We start from the raw sequence: 17,644 nt of genomic DNA on the forward strand, positions 1-17,644 counted from the left end.
ATGGACGTACCGACCGGCTTCGATGCGGTGTTGCACGCGCCCGCGCGCTTGCAGATCGCGGCGGTGCTCGCTCAGGCGCAGGACGCAGAGTTCGCGCTGCTCAAGGACATCACCGGCACGAGTGATTCAGTCATGTCGAAACATCTCTCGGCCCTTGCCGAAGCGGGTTATGTCTCGCTGCGCAAGGCGAATTCCGCCGGGCGGCAACGCACCTGGGCCAGCCTGACGGCGAGCGGCAGGAAAGCTTTTCGTCAGCACGTCAAAGCGCTTGAAGCGCTGGCCGCGACCGTGGCCGGCACTGACGAAAGCACGTCCGGTTCGCCCGGCTTCGCGACCTAGGCGGGCTCGGGCACCTTCGATTGGGCATGGAACTGGGCGCGGTCATATTGCGCACGTGAGCTGATCGCGATCCGGTTCCAGGTGTTGATCAGCGCGGCCGCCATCGTGAGCCAGCCGATTTCCTCATCGGAGAAATGCGGCTTCAGCGCATCGAAGCTTTCCTTGTGCGCATGGCCTTCGGAAATGAGCGTGATCTCTTCGACCCATTGAAGCGCCGCGCGCTCCTTGTCATCGAACAGATTGCTCTCGTGCCACGCGTCGAGCATCAGCAGCCGCTCCGGCTTTTCATTGTCGCGGAGCGCCTCATCGCTGTGCATGCCGATGCAATAAGCGCAGCCGTTGATCTGCGATGCGCGCAGCTTGATCAGGTGCAAGAGCTTGCGATCAACGTGCGGCGCGATCGCCGCTTCGAGCTGGAGAAGGTGGCGGTAAGCATCCGGCGCCAGCTTCGTGAGATCCATACGCAACGGTTCGACCATCGGGCTTCTCCTGCGGTTTTCGTTGAATCGATTCGCGATATGTGGTCGCTCGCATCAGCCGTGAAGGGGTTCACGATGAGCGGAGCGCGCGGATGAGGCAGGCAGCATCGGTCAGCGACTATCGCGCGCTCGCCAAGGCGCGGCTGCCGCACTTCCTATTCGAATATCTCGACGGCGGTTCGTACGACGAGGAGACGCTCCGGCGGAATATCGGGGATCTGCGCGGAATTGCGCTGCGTCAGCGGGTCCTGCGCGATGTTTCGTCGATCGATCTTTCCGCTGAACTGTTTGGCCAGCGTTGGACAATGCCGGTTGGTTTGGGACCGGTCGGCCTCTCAGGACTCTATGCAAGACGCGGCGAGGTTCAGGCGGCACGGGCGGCCGCCGCAGCGAACGTGCCTTTTGCTCTTTCAACCGTCGGCGCCTGTTCGCTGCGCGAAGTCGCTGAGTCCGGTCACGTGCCTTGGTACCAACTCTACTTCGTCAAGGATCGCGGCTTCGTTAGCGCCATGATCGAGACCGCGAAGGAAGTGGGCTGCAGCGTCCTAGTTCTAACTGTCGACCTCGCGGTGCCGGGGTCGCGATATCGCGATGCGCGCGCCGCCGGTGCGGGACTGAAGAGAAACCTTCAGCTACTGGCTCGCCCCAGATGGCTTTGGGATGTCGGCATCCATGGCCGGCCGCACAGTCTGGGCAATCTCGAGCCGATCGTCGGCAAGCGCGCACCGCTCAGCGATTTTCAAACGTGGATCCACCGCAACTTCGATGCCTCCGTCAGTTGGAAAGATGTCGAGTGGGTGCGTCAACAGTGGAAGGGCGCATTGATCATCAAGGGCATCCTCGATCCTGACGACGCACGGGTGGCGCTCGATAGTGGTGCGAACGGGATCGTCGTTTCCAACCATGGCGGACGCCAGCTTGATGGTGCGTCATCTTCGGCACGCGCATTGCCGCGTGTCGCCGACGCTGTCGCTGGACGCTTGCCGGTTCTGGTCGATGGCGGCGTGAGGTCAGGCCTCGACGTCGTGCGCATGCTCGCGCTGGGCGCGGACTTCGTATTGATGGGTCGTGCCTGGGCCTATGCGCTGGCGGCTGCAGGTGAGGCGGGCGTCACGCACATCCTCAAGCTGATCGATGCGGAGATGCGCGTCGCGATGGCTCTCACAGGCGTTACCAAGATCGCTGAAATCGACAATTCGGTCCTGGACCGAAGCGGAAATCAAGCGACGTTCTGAGCTTCCTTCGCGTCGCGATGGAAGAGTTTCTCGACATCCGACGCCGTCATCGGCTCGGCGAAGAGGAAGCCTTGCACTGACGAGCAGCCGTGCGACCGGAGCTCGACGAGCTGCGCCGTCTCCTCCACCCCTTCGGCCGTAGTTTCTATGTTTAGCGCGTGCGCCAGCTCGGTGATGGCGCGGACGATGGCGCTGGCGCCGTCGCGGGTCAGCAAATTCTGGATGAAGCTGCGGTCGATTTTCAATTTATCGAACGGGAAGCTCTGAAGGTAGCTGAGCGACGAGTAGCCCGTCCCGAAGTCGTCGAGCGCGATGCGCACGCCCAGAGACCGCAACGAGTGAAGGAGGCGAAGCGTCGTCTCGCCGCCCTCGAGGAAGATCGACTCCGTGATCTCCACCTCGAGCCGCGCTGGAGCGATCCCGCTGTCGGCGAGCGCACGCAGGATGGTCTCGTGGAGCGCGCCGCGATGGAACTGTACCGCCGAGGCGTTGACCGCGATGCGGATGTCGTCCGGCCAGGTGGCAGCACGAGCGCAGGCCTCACGCACGACCCATGCGCCAATCGGAACGATGAGACCGGTATCCTCCGCAACCGGGATGAACTCGCCCGGCGAGACGAGCCCGCGGGTCGGGTGGTTCCAGCGCAGAAGAGCTTCGAACGAGCAGATCTTGTTCTGCTCGAGGTCGAACAACGGCTGGTAATGAAGCTCGAACTCCTCGCGCTCGACGGCAAGGCGTAAGTCGGACTCGAGCTGCCGCCGCTGTTGCGCGCGCTCGTTAAGGCTCTCCTCGAAGAAGGCATAAGTGCCGCGCCCAGCCTCCTTGGCGCGATAGAGCGCCAAGTCCGCATTGCGCAGCAACGTCTCACTGTCCTTGCCGTCTTCGGGAGCGATCGCGATCCCAATGCTGGTCGACGGTACGCACTCGTTCCCATCGATCATCAGCGGCTGAGTCATCGCCGTGAGGATGTCGCGCGCGAGCCGGTCGATGGCATCACGCTCACCGCCGACGACCGTTTGCAGGACGATGAACTCATCACCGCCGAGCCTCGCAACGAACTGACCGCGCGCGGCCTGCTGCACGCGATGCCCAGCCTCTATGAGCAAGGCGTCGCCTGCGGGATGCCCCAACGTGTCATTGATCACTTTGAACTGATCCAGATCGAGGCAATGCAGCGCGAACATGCCGCCATTGCCTTCGGACGCGCGGAACAGATGATCGAGCTGCTGCTGGAACATCGTTCGGTTCGGCAAGCCGGTGAGCACGTCATTAAACGCGAGCTGCGTGATGCGCTGCTCACGCTCGGCGATTTTCCCGACCATCTCGTTGAAGCTGGTCGCCAAGCGCGCGAGCTCATCGGTGCCGCGCACTTTCACCTGGACGTGCTCGCCCGACGCCAGTCTGCCGGCCGCATCATCTAGCCGCGCCAGCGGTTGTGTGATCCGTCCCGCTGCGCGCCACGTCGCGAAGGCCACAAGCAGCAAGCCCAGCAGCGTCATTATTGCGAGCGCAAGCTGCAGCTTATGCGCGTCCGCAAGCGCTTGCGCCTTGGGATAAGCCAGCAGGAGGATTGCGCGATCGCCCTCGACGAATGCGGGGAGTGGCTTGGCGAGCGCGATCGACTTCTCATCGCCGACACGCATTTCGAATGCCGCGTCACTGCCGACGTGGCTTTGCGCCAAGGCCGCGGACTCGCGGCTTAGCACGGACATGCTTCCCGCACCTTCCGACCAACGACCCTTGCTGTAGGCGAGGACGGCCGCGTGCAGCGGAATGGCCGACAGACGCTCGAGCGAGCGCATTTCCGGTCCGTCGAGGTCTGCAGCGAAAACGACCCAGCCAATCAGCGTCGGCGCCATGATCGGAGCAGCGACAAGCTGACGCGGGCGGCCGTCGAGCATCGAGACGCCCGTCAGCTGGCCGGCGTCCAATGGCTCCCATAGCTGAGCTTGACGGGGCGAAGTGCCGATAGCCGAGACCTTCCCGTCTGCAGTGACGATGAAGGCCGTGCGGACATGCAGGCGGGACGCCGCATTGCCGAGCGCGGACTGCATCGTGGCCCGGTCGCCGGTCGCGACCGCCGCCCTGAACCCGAAGTCGCGAGCAAGCAGCTGCGCGGCATTCTGCAATTCATGCGCGCGAGCCTGCCAGAGCCGGTCGTAAACCGCGCCGCTCGATTGAAGCTGGCTTTCGACCTCACGCGAAGCCGAACCCGCGATAAACGTCGAAAGCGCCGCCGAGACGGCGAGCATCGCCCCTGCAAAGAGCAGCGCGAACTGGACCGTCAGGCGAGCGCTCAGCGAGCGGAAGGACCGCATCGGCTCAATAATCTCCCATCGACATCTTCGGCGGAGCGCGAAGCCGGACGGAGAAGGACGCCATCTTCTGAGCGGGTGCCAGTGCCTGCTGCGTCGTCCCGTCAGGTGTCCGAAGATAAGGGTGCCAGACGGTGATGCGGCCCGGTGCCTTCGGTGCGTCGGCGAAGACGGCAATTCCCTGCGCGTTGGTGCGCGCCGTCCAGCCGTTGTTCGTCACATAGATGAAGGCGCTCATCCCGTCATGAATGTTGCAACCCAAGGCCACCACGCCAGGCTTGTCGAAATGCACCGTCCGCGACTGGTCCTTCGCGAACAACTTCAGTTCGAACCGCTTAGCGGTCGAGAACGAATAAACGTGGTGCTTCGTCGGGTCGAAGTTCGGGAAGGACACGTCGGCGCCGACCGGTACGATGGTCAGGAACGGATGGAATTGCAGGCCCTTCTGCGAGACGACGTAGCGGCCGCCTGACCGAGGGGCGCGCGCCGCACTTCCGTTCGGATTGAGCGACACGACTGCATCGGGAACCGGCCGCCCAGACGAATCCGCCACGCGCACGCTAAGGGGCGCCGCGACAAGCGGAGACGATGCGCTGGCAACCGCCAACGCAGCCAGGATGATACGCATCATCCTTCGAGATTAAGCGTCAGACGGTAAACGCCTCACCCTGTGAGGATGGTTACCAATGCGTTCGCAATAAAGCCTGGACCTGCGTCTGCTTTTGGCGAGGCGCGAGGCCAAACTCCTCGATGTCCTCACGGCGGCTCGAAACATGGAGCAACTCGACGAGGCCGGTGAAACGCTTCCAGTCGCGTCTCGCGGCGATCATTGCGGACCAGCCGTTGTCATCGTCATATTCGCTATCGATCAGGCTGCCGCGATTGCGCGTATCGAATACATCGGCACGGGCCGAGAAGCCGAACGGTCCGGCCGAATGAACGAGCATGACGTATGCAGCCCGGAAGCGGTTATCGACCAGGCGGCGGCCGCCCATGGCGAAGCCCATCAACGTGCGGCCCGTTAGAGCTTGCCCCTTGAACTGCGTGTCTGAACCAAGATCGGCAACGATTCCGAGGTTGTTGAAGCGGGTTCGCCAGCCCCATTCCAAATCGGAATTCACATCCATCGGATCCGCAAGATTGTCGTACCGGAATAGCTCGACCCGGACCGGCGCGGGAAGCTGCCAAGCAAGCTTCGCATAATAGCCCGGTCGGTGCGCGAAGCCCCTGTGGATGTCGAGCAAGGGGTGCGTGAAAGGTGCCTGGTAGTCCAAGACATAGGGTTCCAGAGGGGGCAGCGGTTGGCGGCGGAATCCTAGCGTCGTGCGATCGTGGAGCGCCCAGCCGCGGAAAGTGAGCAACGTGCCCGAAGTGTCGTTAGCGACCATCACTGCGGCCGTCGCGCGGAGCTTGTTTTCCCCCAGCGTTGCGGTGACCGTCCCCTCTGCGGCCAGCGGGCGGACTTCCTCGCCGATCCAGCTGTTAATTGCCGACGGTGTCATCGAGTCCTTGACGTGCCAGTCAGCGCCGGTGTGCTCCAGGCTGATCGGCGGCCACATCAGCCCCGCGCGAGCTGAAAATGCAGTCTTGGTGCCGCGCATGGGCCGGAAGCTCAGGTAAGCCTCGCTAAGGCCCGCCTCCGTACGCTGGCCGCCTTGCAGGGAACCCACCACCGTCGCGGAAAGCGACCAGGTGAACTGCGGCTGCCAGATGAGGTTTACGTTGCCGAGCTGCGGGCTGAGCTTCCATTCGTGATGGTCGCCCGATCTCAGCTTTCCGAAGCCGCCTTCGACCCAGCTCTTCTGGCCGTCGATGGCTACCAGCCGGACGTCTCCGGTAAGCTCCAGCGTGTCCGGGGTAAACAACTTGAAGTCGTCCGCAAGGGCCGGCGTGGCCCATAGCGCAGCAAGCGCGCACCCGAGCGGGAGCGCGCTGCCAACTCGCAGGCGCAAAACAGCACAACCCATGTGCGCGGGTTAACTGAAGCTGGTTAATATATTGATCAGCATAAAGCGCCGGATTACGGCGCCGTTCGCTCGGCAAATGAAGTGGTCGGGGAGAGAGGATTCGAACCTCCGGCCCCTGCCTCCCGAAGACAGTGGAAACAGGCGTGTTCCCCCGTCGCCGAACCTTTCGCTCTGGGAACTGTAGGCCCCTTAGCGTTCCGAGGAGCCTTTTGCCGCTAACAAGCCGTCGGAACAAGCGGGTCGTTGTGTCATCGTTGTGTCAACTTGCGCCACCTAGGGGACGACGCGACAGCTCACTCGACGGAGCCTCCCCACGACCATTTAATTTGGCGGTTTCGTCACGCTCCTCGGGTGGTAGGAGGTAATAAGAAAACTCCAATATCCGCCCGTCCAACATTTCTTATGAGTATGCTCTCGACAGACCCTCGGCTTACCTGGGCTCAGGCTCGTGGAGGTAGAATATAGAGGTATCCACCTCGACTACCCGAGGTTGCTAGAACGCTTCACGCTCACCCTGGGCCTGATCTCCAAGCCTCGGAAATGGATGAGGAAGGCCTTCTCCAGAGCCCTAATTCCCTCCGCCACCTTAGATGCTGGAACGATCAAACTGTCGTGGACAGGAAGGGAAGCGACTCCCCAATGCCTGAGCACCCCCATAGCCACTCCTATGAGCTCACTTTCTTGGAACTGGAGGTCTAGAGCTGTCAGCCCTGTGGCCGAGAGTTCGCCCAAAATCGGGTGTTTACTCAGCGCCATTCGCTTGATTTCGGCATAGGAGTGGTCGTCAGCCAAGGTCCGGCCTGGGTTTTCCTCGCGGTAGAGGATACCGTTTCGCGGAGACCACCTTGTTCCTTCGATTGTGCCTCTTCCAAAGGCGCTTGCGACCAAAAGTTTCAGAGGAAGGCGTGTCGACCCTGACCCGTATGGGTCTGCTGTCGTCGCATCAAAGGGGAGCCGCATGAGGCCGTAGAGGATCGTGAGATGGGCGGCTGAGATATCGACCTCAGCTACCCTCTCGTCCCTGATCCTTAGGAGGGAGCGCCGTTCGTCTCCTCCCATGGCCTCGTATCGGTCGCCTCCCCGAAGTGAATAGTAGCGCCCCCCGCGCCTCCAACGTTTCCCGGCGACGTCCCCGTCGTTGAACACTCGCTTCAACCCGATGCACGTTATGCCGCCAACGTCGGCCTCTCGGAGGAAAGCGTTCAGTTCCCTGAGGTCCTGGAGCCTATGTTCGACGCTCGGTTCTGACTCCTCGTAGGGCAAGAGGAGGCCTTGACGTTGCCCCCCAACCTTCGCGGCTCGGAGCTCCAGGAGGGGACCCCTGGAGGTCGCTGACGGTCTGCCGGTTCGCCAGTGTTCCTGAAACGGTAACGCCCCATGGTTGTCCGCCAACTCAAGGAGCGTCGGCGTAGCACGGAAGAACGCGTAATCTCCTCCCGAACGGAGGGTGAGACCAGGAGTATCGAACGCGTCCCTTGTGACGCGCTTCCAACCACCCCTGAACTGTATGAGGCCCAAGGAGACGAATCCGTCTCTCACCTTGCGGAAGACGTCGTAGCCGAACCCGTCGTCCTTGAGGGAGAAGTCATTAGCGCTCATGCTCCTCTTCCCGCCCCGATGCCGAGCCGCAACGCTTAGGAGGTCGGCCACGAAGGCCCCGGTAGCCCTACGGTACCGCTCGACAAGGGCGGGCCGACCAAAAGCCGACGCTGGCGCTGCAACTTGAACGAGCCACTCTACGAGCTTCTCCGCCTCAACTGTCTTGGGGCCGCCACGGAGCGGCATGACCGCCGCCCGCCCCCGATCTTCCCAGGAAATGTCGTCCACCTCGGTCGGCTATCGGCGACGACGGTCTAGAGTCAAGTCATTGAAAATACTGAGATATTATCGTCAGCGAGGACGTCCTCTTTGGCGAGAACGTCTATACGTCGGAGACGTCACCGAGACCTTGCGGCCCATCCCCCGGACTGCGAAGTCTTTTGGCGGAGGGTTCCAGTGTGATTGTCGATTGCCCCAGCGCCTACGTAGTCGATGGCGACACGCTCCGCTGTGGTCACGAGCGCATACGTCTCCTCGGCATTGACGCCCCCGAGATTGAACCCTGTCCGCGCTGGCGGACTTGCGTCCCAGGCGACGCCCAAGCATCCAAGCGGAGCCTCATCGCCGCGATGCGCATGGGTCCTATTCGCTACCAGCCGGTCACGAGGGATCGCTTTGGTCGTCAGGTTGCCGTGGTGTGGGCGGGGGGAGTGAATCTGTCTTGCTGGCAGCTCCAGCGGAGCCAAGCGGTCTACAAGGCCAACTGGGACAATGGGCGGCTGGTGGGTCGGGCTTGCCGTTAGTCAGGCGGTTGGCCCAAAGCTACCACGAGGAAGGCGATAACTCAGCCTAGTGCGGACAAAGCGGACAGTTCGCTAATACGGCCGATATTCCAGCGGCAGCGCTGAACAGTAGCGTCACAATCGCAATCTTCATGGTCGCCCCAGACAAGTTGCTCGACGGGGCTAATAGCACATCGGAGCCGAGGAGGAAGCGGACGCGCCGAGCCGCGCCCGTCCCCCTGTTCGCGACCAATCGATTCGGCTCGCTCCCAGACTTGCTGGCGCGACCAATCCTAGAAGGCAAGAAAAAGGGCGGCCCGACCCTCCACCTCCAGACCGCCCTTCTACAAGCCGGACTCGCGGGAGGGGGGGTCCGACGATTTCCCACAAACAACCCTGGTGTCTTTGGGTTCCTAGGGCTGTAGAACGAACACAGAACAGATTCGGGAACGTTGAACTCGATGCTCCACCTTGACGACCCCGACGACAACCGTGGCAGAGGCTGGGTTCAGCTCACCGACGACCAGCTCATCAGCCTGTTCTACCTCGGCCTGAAACTGTCCAGGCGAAGCCACCGTAGCGACCTCACGCACCGCGACGCCACGCGGTCAGACGCGGCGGCTCAGGCCATCGCAAAGCATCTAGTGGAGCGGATGCGGTTCTACGTCGTATTTGGAGCCGCCCGACCCCTTAGCGGTCCTTCGTGCGGGACTGGGCCGCCTAGCGCCCCTAGTGGCTACATGCCTCCGTAGGGTTCACAGGCGACGCCATCACCGTCCGCGTCCAGCTCCTGACGGTAGCCAGGTTGACCCTCGTTGATGGGAGCCACTCCAGCCGCCCGAGCTGCGGCACAGTTCGGGTAGTAGACCGGGAGCCCGAGAGCCCCCGTTGCCGCTGGTCCATCAGGGCCCGAGCGAACCTTGGCGGTGTTGACGATGGAGACGACCGCGAGGAGCAAGCAGCACCCGGCGAACAGCGGATAGGCGCTCAACGACCCCCGACGACGATAGGGGCGATGGTTGCCGCGTCGGCGTGGCTTGAAGGGGCGAAGGTTCGACATGGGAAGCGCCGATACCCGACTTGGGTAAATGGTCGGTTGAGCGCCGGAGGCTAATGTCCGTTTACGACCCATTGCGGACGTTAGAGCCTCACTAAAACTACAGTGATCTTATGTCTCCGTGCCCACAGCTCCATGCAGGTGCGACTGACTTCCGATTGGTTGCTAAGCAGGTCGAGCCTGCGAGATTCCGGAAAATACCAGCCCTCCACGCGACGCAGGCCATCCGGCGCCGGATCAACCTGCATTCGGCATGACTGGGCAGCCTGTTGAAACTCAAACAGCGACGGAGGCGGATGCCGATCTGTCGATATCAATGCCGATAAGATTAGTGCGAACATGCTCGGCTTTTAGTTCATGGTCCTTAAAGTCCGCTTTCGACCCATTGCGGACATTAGCCACCTAAGCGATGCTCCCCCGATGAGCGCCCTCCGTCGCATACTCCTCGTAGTGGCCTCAATCGGATGGATTGCGCCCCTATCCTATGCATTTTGGGCCGAGCATGACTTCCTGTTCAACATTGTCTGGGGCTCCGTAAGGTCGGGCGAGAGGTGGGGTGGGAGTTTCCACCCAATCGCCTACGCGCCTCGCGCTTTTTGCTTCTCAATGGCCTGGATTGCGGCGGTTATAACCGGCTGGGTTTGGCGGCTTACGCGACCTCAGTGACGCGGCGGCGTAAGGTCCCAAACGGTCGTGTAGTCCGGGTTGATGACGTCCTCTCCCGTCGCCCGTAGGCGGTATGTCCCCGGCTTGGCCGGGTTGAACGCCCTGAGGTCAGGCGGGAGCGTGTAGCACTCTCCCGAGCGGCTCCCCTCCAGCCTCAACGTGACGCCTTCCTTAGGGTCGGCGCTCATCACCCTTCCGTAGAACTGTTCTAACCGCTCCCCGGATGGCTCGTTGTAGGTCATGCCGACGAGGACGGTTGCCCCCATCAGCTTCTCGGCGCGGGCGTGTTCCCACTCGGGTTGGTCGTGGTCGTTGTCTGAAGGAGAAGGCATGGAGGGAGCCTAACAGGCAAATGTTGGGTTGCCAGCCGTTGACTCACCAGCGGTAAACGGTTCTCCTGTGGGCGCTCGGTTAATCAGGGGGGTTCGATGCGCGTTCCGAGCGTGTTGATGATGTTCGGCCTTACGTTGACGATAGGGGGCCTACCGGGCACGGCTCGCGCCCATCCAGGCGGCCTCAACGCCGAGGGTTGCCATAACAATCGAAAGACTGGCGGCTACCACTGTCACCGTGGGCCTAGCTCCACGCCAGCAAAGGCCCTGCGAGCCGTATCGACCAGTTCGGGACGGGTGTTCGCCAACTGTGCGCAAGCTCGCGCGGCTGGAGCCGCTCCAGTTCGGGCAGGCGACCCCGGTTACGGAAGGCATCTGGACCGTGATGGGGATGGGATAGGGTGCGAATGAGCACGAACTCACGTTGGCGCTTGGCCCCGACAGTCGTCCTTATCGGGCTCGCAAGCCCCTCCCTTGCATCCGACTGGGCGACCCTTCCGTGGAAGCCCAATGCAAACAGTGGAGTCATCGAACTCCAAGTTGACCTTGATAGCGTGACCACGGACTTGGCGAACCAATACCACGGCGTCCGCAAGAACTTTTGGTTCCAGCGCCTAAGGTCGGGCGGGGCGAAGGATATGGTGCATGTCACGATAGACTGTGACGCCAGAACTTACGTCTTGGACAGCGCTAACAGCTATGACAGGACCGGCTCCGCAACGACGTCCTACTCGGGCGATTTTCGCTCGGCTCCGATACCGCCCGATACGGACTTCGATGCTATGCGGACAATGTTGTGCTTGTGACGCGGGCCATTGCGTTCCGAGCGGCAGAGTCCTCCGACAAAGCCCGCCAAACGCTTGTCCTGCCTACTTTCAGCTCCTTAGCAATGGCCGAGGGCGTCATACCTCCCGCACGAAGCTCACGCACCTTGGCGGCATCCACGGAGGGCTTACGGCCCTTGTATTTCCCATCGGCCTTGGCCTTGGCGATCCCCTCCATCTGACGTTCCCGACGCAGAGCCGTTTCGAACTCCGCAAACACGCCGAGCATTTGGAGGAAGGCCTTACCGGCTGGCGTGGACGTATCGACCGGCTGTTCTATCGCCTTGAGGTGGACGCCCTTGGCCTTGAGGTCCCTCACGATTGACTCAAGGTCGAGGAGGGACCGCGCAAGGCGATCGATGCGGCTTACCACAATCGTGTCGCCGGGACGGGCGAAGTCGAGAACTGTCTCAAGCTCCTTTCGCCCCTCGCGGCTGGTCCCGCTCCTTTTCTCCGACCGGATGACCGTGCAACCAGCGGCTCGCAACGCGGCCTCCTGAATGGTGCAATCCTGGTCGTTGGTGCTGACGCGGGCGTAACCGATGAGACTGGACATTGAGCAACCCCTGTTCCGATAGGTCCTTAGACCATGGGGAGCTTACGTTCCAAAATGCGGAAGGCAACCCTATTTGAACGCCTATAACGTCCCAATACGATGCACCGTTAGGCTATACCCTAACGGACAGCCCGGCTGGAAGGACAGGGTCGGGACCACTATGTGGTTGGAATGTCGCCTGTCGATCTCATCAAGTTTCGTGAGGAGTTTCGCCTGGCCTTCGCTAGGGCGCGCGATGAGCGCGAAGCCCGAAAAGATGCCGCCCGAGCGGCGATCTTGGACGTCCTGCGTAGCTTTAAGACTGCTCCGATGGAGGCTGAAGGCGCGACGAGGCTAGATAAGGCCTTACGGGGTGCGGACGACGAAATCCTGGGGACCATATGGCGAGAATGGCGTTCCGCTGGTCGGCACGGCCTCCGACTGATGGCCGAGGAAGAACTGGAACGTAGGAGGAAGCGCCGACCGGTGGGCCACTGAGCACATTCGATCTGCACCCCTCTGCCGCTTGATGGGTCCCATGCCGACCACTCACCCGGTTCCATCCGACGCCCTGCCCCGGTGGTTTCAAAAATTTCCGGTAAACACGGACGGTTGTTGTTGTTGATTGGGCAAGCCGTCGCCGGTGGCCTCGTGGATAGGTTCTCCACAGCTAAACGCGTTATTAACGCGGCCACTTCACATTCTGCTTCCCATCACCATCTTTTGGCGTAGAAGGATGCGCTCATGCGGCAAATCCAAAATCCGTTCGTGGACAAGGCGCCAGACGAGGTGCCTTTGCCGAACGCGCCCCTCGTCCGAGTTCTAATGCAGACCCAGTTTTCCTCCATCCTCCGCATAGGTGAGGTTTCTGGCATCATCTCCTTCCAGGACGCCATACGAGCCGACTACCCGGAACTTACGAGCACCCAGTCCGAAGCAATATCGCTTACCCTTGGCCCAAACGGCGTGATGCACGCACCGGCCCCGACTGCAACGCGAGTGTGGCAGTTTACCGATGCGGAGCAGAACTGGCGGGTTGGGTTGAGCACAGACTTCGTTAGCTTAGAGGCACTCAGGTACAGCAGCCGGACAGAGTTCCTGAGCCGATCGAAGGCGGTCCTCGACGCAGTCTTTGAACACTTCCACCCGTCCCAAGCGCACAGGATTGGCCTACGATACATCAACGCTCTTGGCGCAAGGTATCTGGACCAAATCCAGGACTTCATACGCCCAGAGCTGTCCCTCCTTCTGACGCCCGAAATCGTAAAGTCCGCCACCCACGCAATCAGTGACGTGCGAGTGACCACTGAGGAAGGCAATCTCCAGATGCGCTACGGACTAATGCCGCCATCGGGAACGGTGGATGCGAGCATTATGCCGCCCGTCGATGAGGCAAGATGGTTCCTAGATATGGACGTGTTTCAAGAAGGTGCGCGCCCGTTCAACAGCTCTAGCATCACCAAAATGCTGACGTCTGCGGCAGAACGAATCTATACGGTATTTCGTTGGGCAGCATTGCCAGCGCTGCTAGACGAGTTCAGGAAGTAAAAATGGTCACACCCACCGGGCACACGAGAGCAGACAAGTTGGCATCGTATTACTACGTGCCGACGAAACCTTTGTCGGCGGTATCGCTATTGATTGGCAGTATGGCTATCATGGGTTTCAGTGCACCGCCAACTAACGGCGTCACGAGTCATACTGGCGCCAACTTGCCTTTGTTCGGCACGTCGCCGCTTCGCACTCAATCCTACGCGCTCGTGGAGGAGCCGTTTTCGGTTCCGGTCGCGCTCTCGACCATTAGGCGTCTGACGGGGTTCAGGTGGGAAGAACTGGCGGGACAGTTCGGTGTGAGCCGTCGGGCTATGCACGACTGGGCTAGCGGCAAACCTCTGTCCCGTAAGAACGAGGAAGCCGTTAAAGCGTTACTGGAGCAAGTCCATGCTCTCGACACCGGCTCACCCGCCGCCACTCGATCGTTAGTCGTTGCGGCGGAGGCGGGACAAACGGCGCATCCACTGTTCCAGCCGGAAACGAAGCCAATCGGGCCGCTTACGGGACGCGCCCGCGACAAGATCCGCGTGGCCGGAGGACCCCTACTGGGAGCGGATCAATCACCGTCCGAGGCCTCGGCTCCAAAGCTTATCAAGCGGGTGCCGATTACGGTCAAGAAGACCTGACGTAGTGAGGTACGGTCTTATTGGACGGGCAGTGTGACGAGAGTTGTGATTGGGAACAGGGTGACGCCGCTCTAGGCGACCTACCCTTCGTCACGCTTAGCCCAGGTACCGGTGACGAGGCTTACGACGCCTCCTTTTACGAAGTGCCTGGGTTCGCGCTGGTAACTCAAACTTGTGACGTACTCCGAAGGGATGAGGTCCAGGTGGCTGCCCTCCGAACCGTAACGCCGGAGGACCTGGAACTGACGCGGCGGCGTAGAAAACCGCGCTTCGCCTACCTTCCCCAGCTCGCGCCCCACTCAATGGTTGTCGATCTGGACCTTGTGATGACAGTCCAAAAGTCGATCCTGACGGCCTCCGAACGTATCAACTGGGACCCATCCGACCAGGAACGCCGCCTGTTCGCGGACGCGCTTGCCAGACACAAGGAACGGTTCGCGTTCCCGGATGACTTCGTGGAGGCGATGCAGCCCCTCAGAAAGCGTCTGGACGACAAAAAGAACAAGGATAGCCCTGAAGGGCGCCTGATACGTCAGGCGACCGAGTTGCGGGTGGCCGCCAGCCCCTCGTGGGACGCCGACGCGGTGGAGGTTACACTGTTTTGCATCTTGGAAGACGACGCCCATTCCAACGACCGGCAAGAGTGGGTCAAAACACTCAGGGCATGGGAAGGCATTTGTAAGCTCCCTGGTAGGATGGCTTTCGGCGGCTCGCTCCTCTCCACGTATGGTGAGATGACCGCCGCCGATTACCTGGGAAGCGACAAGCTGGACTTGGACTACATGAGCGCCTGAGCTGTGGCGAGCCGAAGGGCCAATGCGCTCGGGCTTATGTGTGTGTACCTAATCAGCATCCGCACATCCTTATGGCCACTGATGACCGCCAGTTCTGGGGTATTCAATCCCAACTCACTGAAACGCGAGAGAGCCTCATGGCGGAGGTCGTGAACGCGCAGCCCCTCCACCCCAGCTCGGCTGCAGAGCCTCTCCCAGGCCCGCCGTAGGGCCATAGGAGTCAGGTTCAGCACGCGCTCCCCTTTTCGCTCCTTAGACCCGAGTAGACGTACGGCTTCGGGCGACAGCGGGATGGTTCGGGGATGGCCGGTCTTGGTGTCGGGGATGTGGGCCACCCGCCGCTCAAGGTCTACATGACGCCAAAGGAGTGCAAGCAACTCTCCGCGACGGAGGGCCGTTTCCAGAGCCAGGCGCACGAAGGGCTCAACCTCCTTGTTGCGGGTAAGGCTGAGAGCCTCCTCAAGCCGTCGCCATTCCTGTCCCGACAATCGCCTGTCCCGAGCATCGCGGGCGATTGGACGCTTCACGTGGTCCACCGGGTTCTGGCGCAGCTCCACACCCCATTCGCGCCTCGCTACCTCTATGGCTGTGCGGAGCAAGGACAGCTCCCGCCGGACGGTTCCAGGCTTCACCGTTTCCAAGCGCCAGTCGCGGTAGGCGGCCACATGGCTCGGCTGGACCTGGGCAAGCTCCAGTCCGCTGATGGAAGCTCTAAGCATCTTTGAAACGCGCCAAAACTCGCTCTCCGCGCTCCGCTTGCTCGGGGTGACGCTGACCAGGTATCGTCTCAGGAGAGCCTCTACGGTCATCCTGGGGGCCTTCTGCGCCGTGTGGGCCTCCAAGCCCTGGAGAGCTACCTCCTGTTCTGCTGCCCAGGCTGCCGCTTTCCGCTTCGTGGCGAAGGTCTGGAATCGCGCCGGATAGCCCTTGCGCCGGACCTGAACATACCAGCCGGTCCCGCGTCTTGTGATTGTCGCCATTTTGCTCCCCGTTGTGCTTTCGTTGTGCTCTGGAGCGCCACGAAGGCCGAACGGAGCGACCCGCCCCCGAAGGGTGAGCGGGGCTAACCGTCAGTTCTTAAAGCGAAAGGATAGATGGTCGGGGAGAGAGGATTCGAACCTCCGGCCCCTGCCTCCCGAAGACAGTGCTCTACCAGGCTGAGCTACTCCCCGACCGGAACCCGCGGAGGCGACATTCAGTCGCGGCGGGAGCCAAGGCTGCGGCTAGATAGATGCGGGTTCTCAGGAACGCAAGCAGCGTTCAGCGGCCAACCGTTTTCAGCCAATGCTCGACCCTCACGAACTTCTCGCGAGGGCTGCCGGGACGAGCGTTGGCGACCTCTGTTTCCTCTATCTTTCGCCAGTCGTCATAGTCGGTCGCCATGACCCCGCGGCTTTCGAGAAGCTTCTTGAGCCCCTCGGCCCCTGCCCGTTCCTGCGAGCTTCCGGGCGGCATCTCGGCGGCGACTTGGTCGGCTACCTCGTAGCCGTCGGGCCGGTTCGTTCCGATCGTTCCGGTCGGGCCCCGCCGGGCCCAGCCGACAGCGTAGAGCCGATCGGCTATCCGCCCGTTTTCATTGCGGAATTTAGTGCCATGCTCATCGTAGGCGACACCCTCGATAGGCGGTGTCGAATAGCCGATTGCCGTGATGATCAGCGACGCTGGAACTTCGTAGGTATTCCCCGTGCCGCGAGCCGCACCCCGATCGTCAAGCTCGGTCCGCTCGACGATGATTTTCTCCGCTTTGCCCTCCCCTTCGATCCGGAGCGGCTTGGCAAAAAAGTCGAAGACCATGCGCTTGGGCTTACTCGGATCGGGCGGCGTAGCGGCGAAGCCACGCAGAATGGTGATGGACTTGCGATGCCCGGGCTCGAGGGCTTCGTCGGCTTCGACAGGCGGGAAGTCCGATTCTTCGACCACGGGCGATGCTTGCTCGAGATGGCCAAGTTCGCCCAACTCCTTCGGGGTCATCGCGATCTGGTGCGGCCCGCGGCGGCCGAGAATGGTGATCGTCCGGATCTCGGATCGCTCGAGTGCGTCGAGCGCATGCCCGACAATATCCGACCCCTCAAACTCCGCGCGCGTCTTCGACAGGATCCGTGCGCAGTCCAGCGCGACATTGCCATTGCCGATCACCGCCGCATGCGTGCCGTCGAGCGGTGGATCGAGATCGGCAAAATCGGGATGACCGTTATACCAGCCGACGAACTCGGCTGAGCCCATCACTCCAGGAAGCTCCTCGCCCGGAATTCCGAGCTTCCGATCATGCGGTGCGCCCGTGGCCAGGATGACCCCATCATAGAGTTCGAGCAGCTCGGCGACTGAAACATCGCGCCCAACGTGGACGTTGCCGATGAAATCGACACCGGCGCTCTCGACGACCTTGTCGTAGCGTTTGGAAACGGCCTTCAGCGACTGATGGTCCGGCGCGACGCCGAAGCGGATAAGGCCGTAGGGAACAGGGTAGCGGTCGAGGATGTCGACGCGAGCATTGTCGCCGTACGCTCGTTCCAGCGCCTCCGCCGTATAGAAGCCTGCTGGACCCGAACCGACCACTGCGAAATGCCGCATGCGCGCCCTCCTCGTCGTGGAGTTGCTTA

General features: G+C 61.7%; 16 protein-coding genes and 1 tRNA gene. 6 read left to right on the forward strand and 11 right to left on the reverse strand.

Translation table 11 applies throughout. The annotated features are described in order from the left end of the window. A complete protein-coding gene (locus tag AC4GYV_RS11380) occupies nt 1-339 on the forward strand; it encodes a transcriptional regulator (RefSeq protein WP_491100819.1) in 339 nt (112 codons plus the stop codon). Here AC4GYV_RS11380 and AC4GYV_RS11385 read toward each other — a convergent pair. Continuing rightward, on the reverse strand, nt 336-818 hold the full coding sequence (locus AC4GYV_RS11385) for a carboxymuconolactone decarboxylase family protein (RefSeq protein WP_491100820.1): 483 nt from the start codon (nt 816-818) through the stop codon (nt 336-338). The two genes, AC4GYV_RS11380 and AC4GYV_RS11385, sit on opposite strands and share 4 nt — an antisense overlap. 92 nt (nt 819-910) lie before the next feature. On the opposite strand from AC4GYV_RS11385, the gene AC4GYV_RS11390 reads away from it, so the two are divergent. Continuing rightward, nucleotides 911-2,053: an L-lactate dehydrogenase gene (locus AC4GYV_RS11390; RefSeq protein ID WP_491100821.1), complete on the forward strand. Its 1,143-nt coding sequence runs from the start codon at nt 911-913 to the stop codon at nt 2,051-2,053. Here the strand turns inward: AC4GYV_RS11390 and AC4GYV_RS11395 are convergent. The 6 genes from AC4GYV_RS11395 to AC4GYV_RS11420 all read right to left on the reverse strand — a co-directional run bounded on the left by AC4GYV_RS11395 (nt 2,038) and on the right by AC4GYV_RS11420 (nt 10,711). Beyond that, a complete protein-coding gene (locus tag AC4GYV_RS11395) occupies nt 2,038-4,371 on the reverse strand; it encodes a putative bifunctional diguanylate cyclase/phosphodiesterase (RefSeq protein ID WP_491100822.1) in 2,334 nt (777 codons plus the stop codon). The two genes, AC4GYV_RS11390 and AC4GYV_RS11395, sit on opposite strands and share 16 nt — an antisense overlap. Nucleotides 4,372-4,375: 4 nt before the next feature. Further along, the gene (locus tag AC4GYV_RS11400; protein ID WP_491100823.1) at nt 4,376-4,996 is read right to left on the reverse strand and encodes a cupredoxin domain-containing protein; all 621 of its coding nucleotides are present in this window, start codon (nt 4,994-4,996) and stop codon (nt 4,376-4,378) included. 52 nt (nt 4,997-5,048) lie between these two features. Continuing rightward, nucleotides 5,049-6,233, reverse strand: a complete 1,185-nt coding sequence (locus tag AC4GYV_RS11405; protein ID WP_491100824.1) for a hypothetical protein — start codon at nt 6,231-6,233, stop codon at nt 5,049-5,051. A gap of 582 nt (nt 6,234-6,815) precedes the next feature. Continuing rightward, nucleotides 6,816-8,162 carry a hypothetical protein gene (locus tag AC4GYV_RS11410; protein WP_491100825.1) on the reverse strand — a complete coding sequence of 449 codons (1,347 nt, stop codon included), beginning with the start codon at nt 8,160-8,162 and terminating at the stop codon, nt 6,816-6,818. Nucleotides 8,163-9,392: 1,230 nt separating this feature from the next. Then, complete coding sequence (locus AC4GYV_RS11415; RefSeq protein WP_491100826.1) at nt 9,393-9,716, reverse strand: excalibur calcium-binding domain-containing protein; 324 nt, start codon at nt 9,714-9,716, stop codon at nt 9,393-9,395. Nucleotides 9,717-10,372: 656 nt separating this feature from the next. Continuing rightward, a complete protein-coding gene (locus tag AC4GYV_RS11420; RefSeq protein WP_491100827.1) occupies nt 10,373-10,711 on the reverse strand; it encodes a hypothetical protein in 339 nt (112 codons plus the stop codon). Nucleotides 10,712-10,831: 120 nt separating this feature from the next. Between AC4GYV_RS11420 and AC4GYV_RS11425 the strand changes: the two genes are divergently transcribed. Then, nucleotides 10,832-11,122, forward strand: coding sequence for an excalibur calcium-binding domain-containing protein (locus tag AC4GYV_RS11425; RefSeq protein WP_491101596.1), 291 nt, complete (start codon nt 10,832-10,834; stop codon nt 11,120-11,122). A gap of 369 nt (nt 11,123-11,491) precedes the next feature. Here AC4GYV_RS11425 and AC4GYV_RS11430 read toward each other — a convergent pair whose 3' ends face one another. Continuing rightward, nucleotides 11,492-12,091 carry a recombinase family protein gene (locus tag AC4GYV_RS11430; protein WP_491100828.1) on the reverse strand — a complete coding sequence of 200 codons (600 nt, stop codon included), beginning with the start codon at nt 12,089-12,091 and terminating at the stop codon, nt 11,492-11,494. Between the two features lie 723 nt (nt 12,092-12,814). Here AC4GYV_RS11430 and AC4GYV_RS11435 point away from each other — a divergent pair. From AC4GYV_RS11435 to AC4GYV_RS11445, 3 genes are all read left to right on the forward strand, one after another. Next, nucleotides 12,815-13,618, forward strand: a complete 804-nt coding sequence (locus tag AC4GYV_RS11435) for a TIGR04255 family protein (protein WP_491100829.1) — start codon at nt 12,815-12,817, stop codon at nt 13,616-13,618. A gap of 2 nt (nt 13,619-13,620) precedes the next feature. Continuing rightward, nucleotides 13,621-14,250 carry a hypothetical protein gene (locus tag AC4GYV_RS11440; protein WP_491100830.1) on the forward strand — a complete coding sequence of 210 codons (630 nt, stop codon included), beginning with the start codon at nt 13,621-13,623 and terminating at the stop codon, nt 14,248-14,250. 302 nt (nt 14,251-14,552) lie between these two features. Next, nucleotides 14,553-15,044, forward strand: coding sequence for a hypothetical protein (locus tag AC4GYV_RS11445; protein ID WP_491100831.1), 492 nt, complete (start codon nt 14,553-14,555; stop codon nt 15,042-15,044). Here the strand turns inward: AC4GYV_RS11445 and AC4GYV_RS11450 are convergent. The 3 genes from AC4GYV_RS11450 to AC4GYV_RS11460 form a co-directional block, all read right to left on the reverse strand. Then, nucleotides 15,029-16,024: an integrase gene (locus tag AC4GYV_RS11450; protein WP_491100832.1), complete on the reverse strand. Its 996-nt coding sequence runs from the start codon at nt 16,022-16,024 to the stop codon at nt 15,029-15,031. The genes AC4GYV_RS11445 and AC4GYV_RS11450 overlap by 16 nt on opposite strands. Nucleotides 16,025-16,139: 115 nt before the next feature. After that, nucleotides 16,140-16,216 (reverse strand) — tRNA-Pro (locus AC4GYV_RS11455). 88 nt (nt 16,217-16,304) lie between these two features. Further along, a complete protein-coding gene (locus AC4GYV_RS11460; RefSeq protein WP_491100833.1) occupies nt 16,305-17,615 on the reverse strand; it encodes an FAD-dependent oxidoreductase in 1,311 nt (436 codons plus the stop codon). Nucleotides 17,616-17,644: the final 29 nt, after the last annotated feature.

It is taken from the genome of Sphingomonas sp. SP4, from assembly GCF_058313375.1.

Coding starts and splice junctions, on each gene's coding strand:
- AC4GYV_RS11380 (WP_491100819.1), top strand. CDS start 1: ATGGACGTACCGACCGGCTTCGATGCGGTGTTGCACGCGCCCGCGCGC.
- AC4GYV_RS11385 (WP_491100820.1), bottom strand. CDS start 818: ATGGTCGAACCGTTGCGTATGGATCTCACGAAGCTGGCGCCGGATGCT.
- AC4GYV_RS11390 (WP_491100821.1), top strand. CDS start 911: ATGAGGCAGGCAGCATCGGTCAGCGACTATCGCGCGCTCGCCAAGGCG.
- AC4GYV_RS11395 (WP_491100822.1), bottom strand. CDS start 4,371: ATGCGGTCCTTCCGCTCGCTGAGCGCTCGCCTGACGGTCCAGTTCGCG.
- AC4GYV_RS11400 (WP_491100823.1), bottom strand. CDS start 4,996: ATGCGTATCATCCTGGCTGCGTTGGCGGTTGCCAGCGCATCGTCTCCG.
- AC4GYV_RS11415 (WP_491100826.1), bottom strand. CDS start 9,716: ATGTCGAACCTTCGCCCCTTCAAGCCACGCCGACGCGGCAACCATCGC.
- AC4GYV_RS11420 (WP_491100827.1), bottom strand. CDS start 10,711: ATGCCTTCTCCTTCAGACAACGACCACGACCAACCCGAGTGGGAACAC.
- AC4GYV_RS11425 (WP_491101596.1), top strand. CDS start 10,832: ATGTTCGGCCTTACGTTGACGATAGGGGGCCTACCGGGCACGGCTCGC.
- AC4GYV_RS11430 (WP_491100828.1), bottom strand. CDS start 12,091: ATGTCCAGTCTCATCGGTTACGCCCGCGTCAGCACCAACGACCAGGAT.
- AC4GYV_RS11435 (WP_491100829.1), top strand. CDS start 12,815: ATGCGGCAAATCCAAAATCCGTTCGTGGACAAGGCGCCAGACGAGGTG.
- AC4GYV_RS11440 (WP_491100830.1), top strand. CDS start 13,621: ATGGTCACACCCACCGGGCACACGAGAGCAGACAAGTTGGCATCGTAT.
- AC4GYV_RS11445 (WP_491100831.1), top strand. CDS start 14,553: ATGGTTGTCGATCTGGACCTTGTGATGACAGTCCAAAAGTCGATCCTG.
- AC4GYV_RS11450 (WP_491100832.1), bottom strand. CDS start 16,024: ATGGCGACAATCACAAGACGCGGGACCGGCTGGTATGTTCAGGTCCGG.
- AC4GYV_RS11460 (WP_491100833.1), bottom strand. CDS start 17,615: ATGCGGCATTTCGCAGTGGTCGGTTCGGGTCCAGCAGGCTTCTATACG.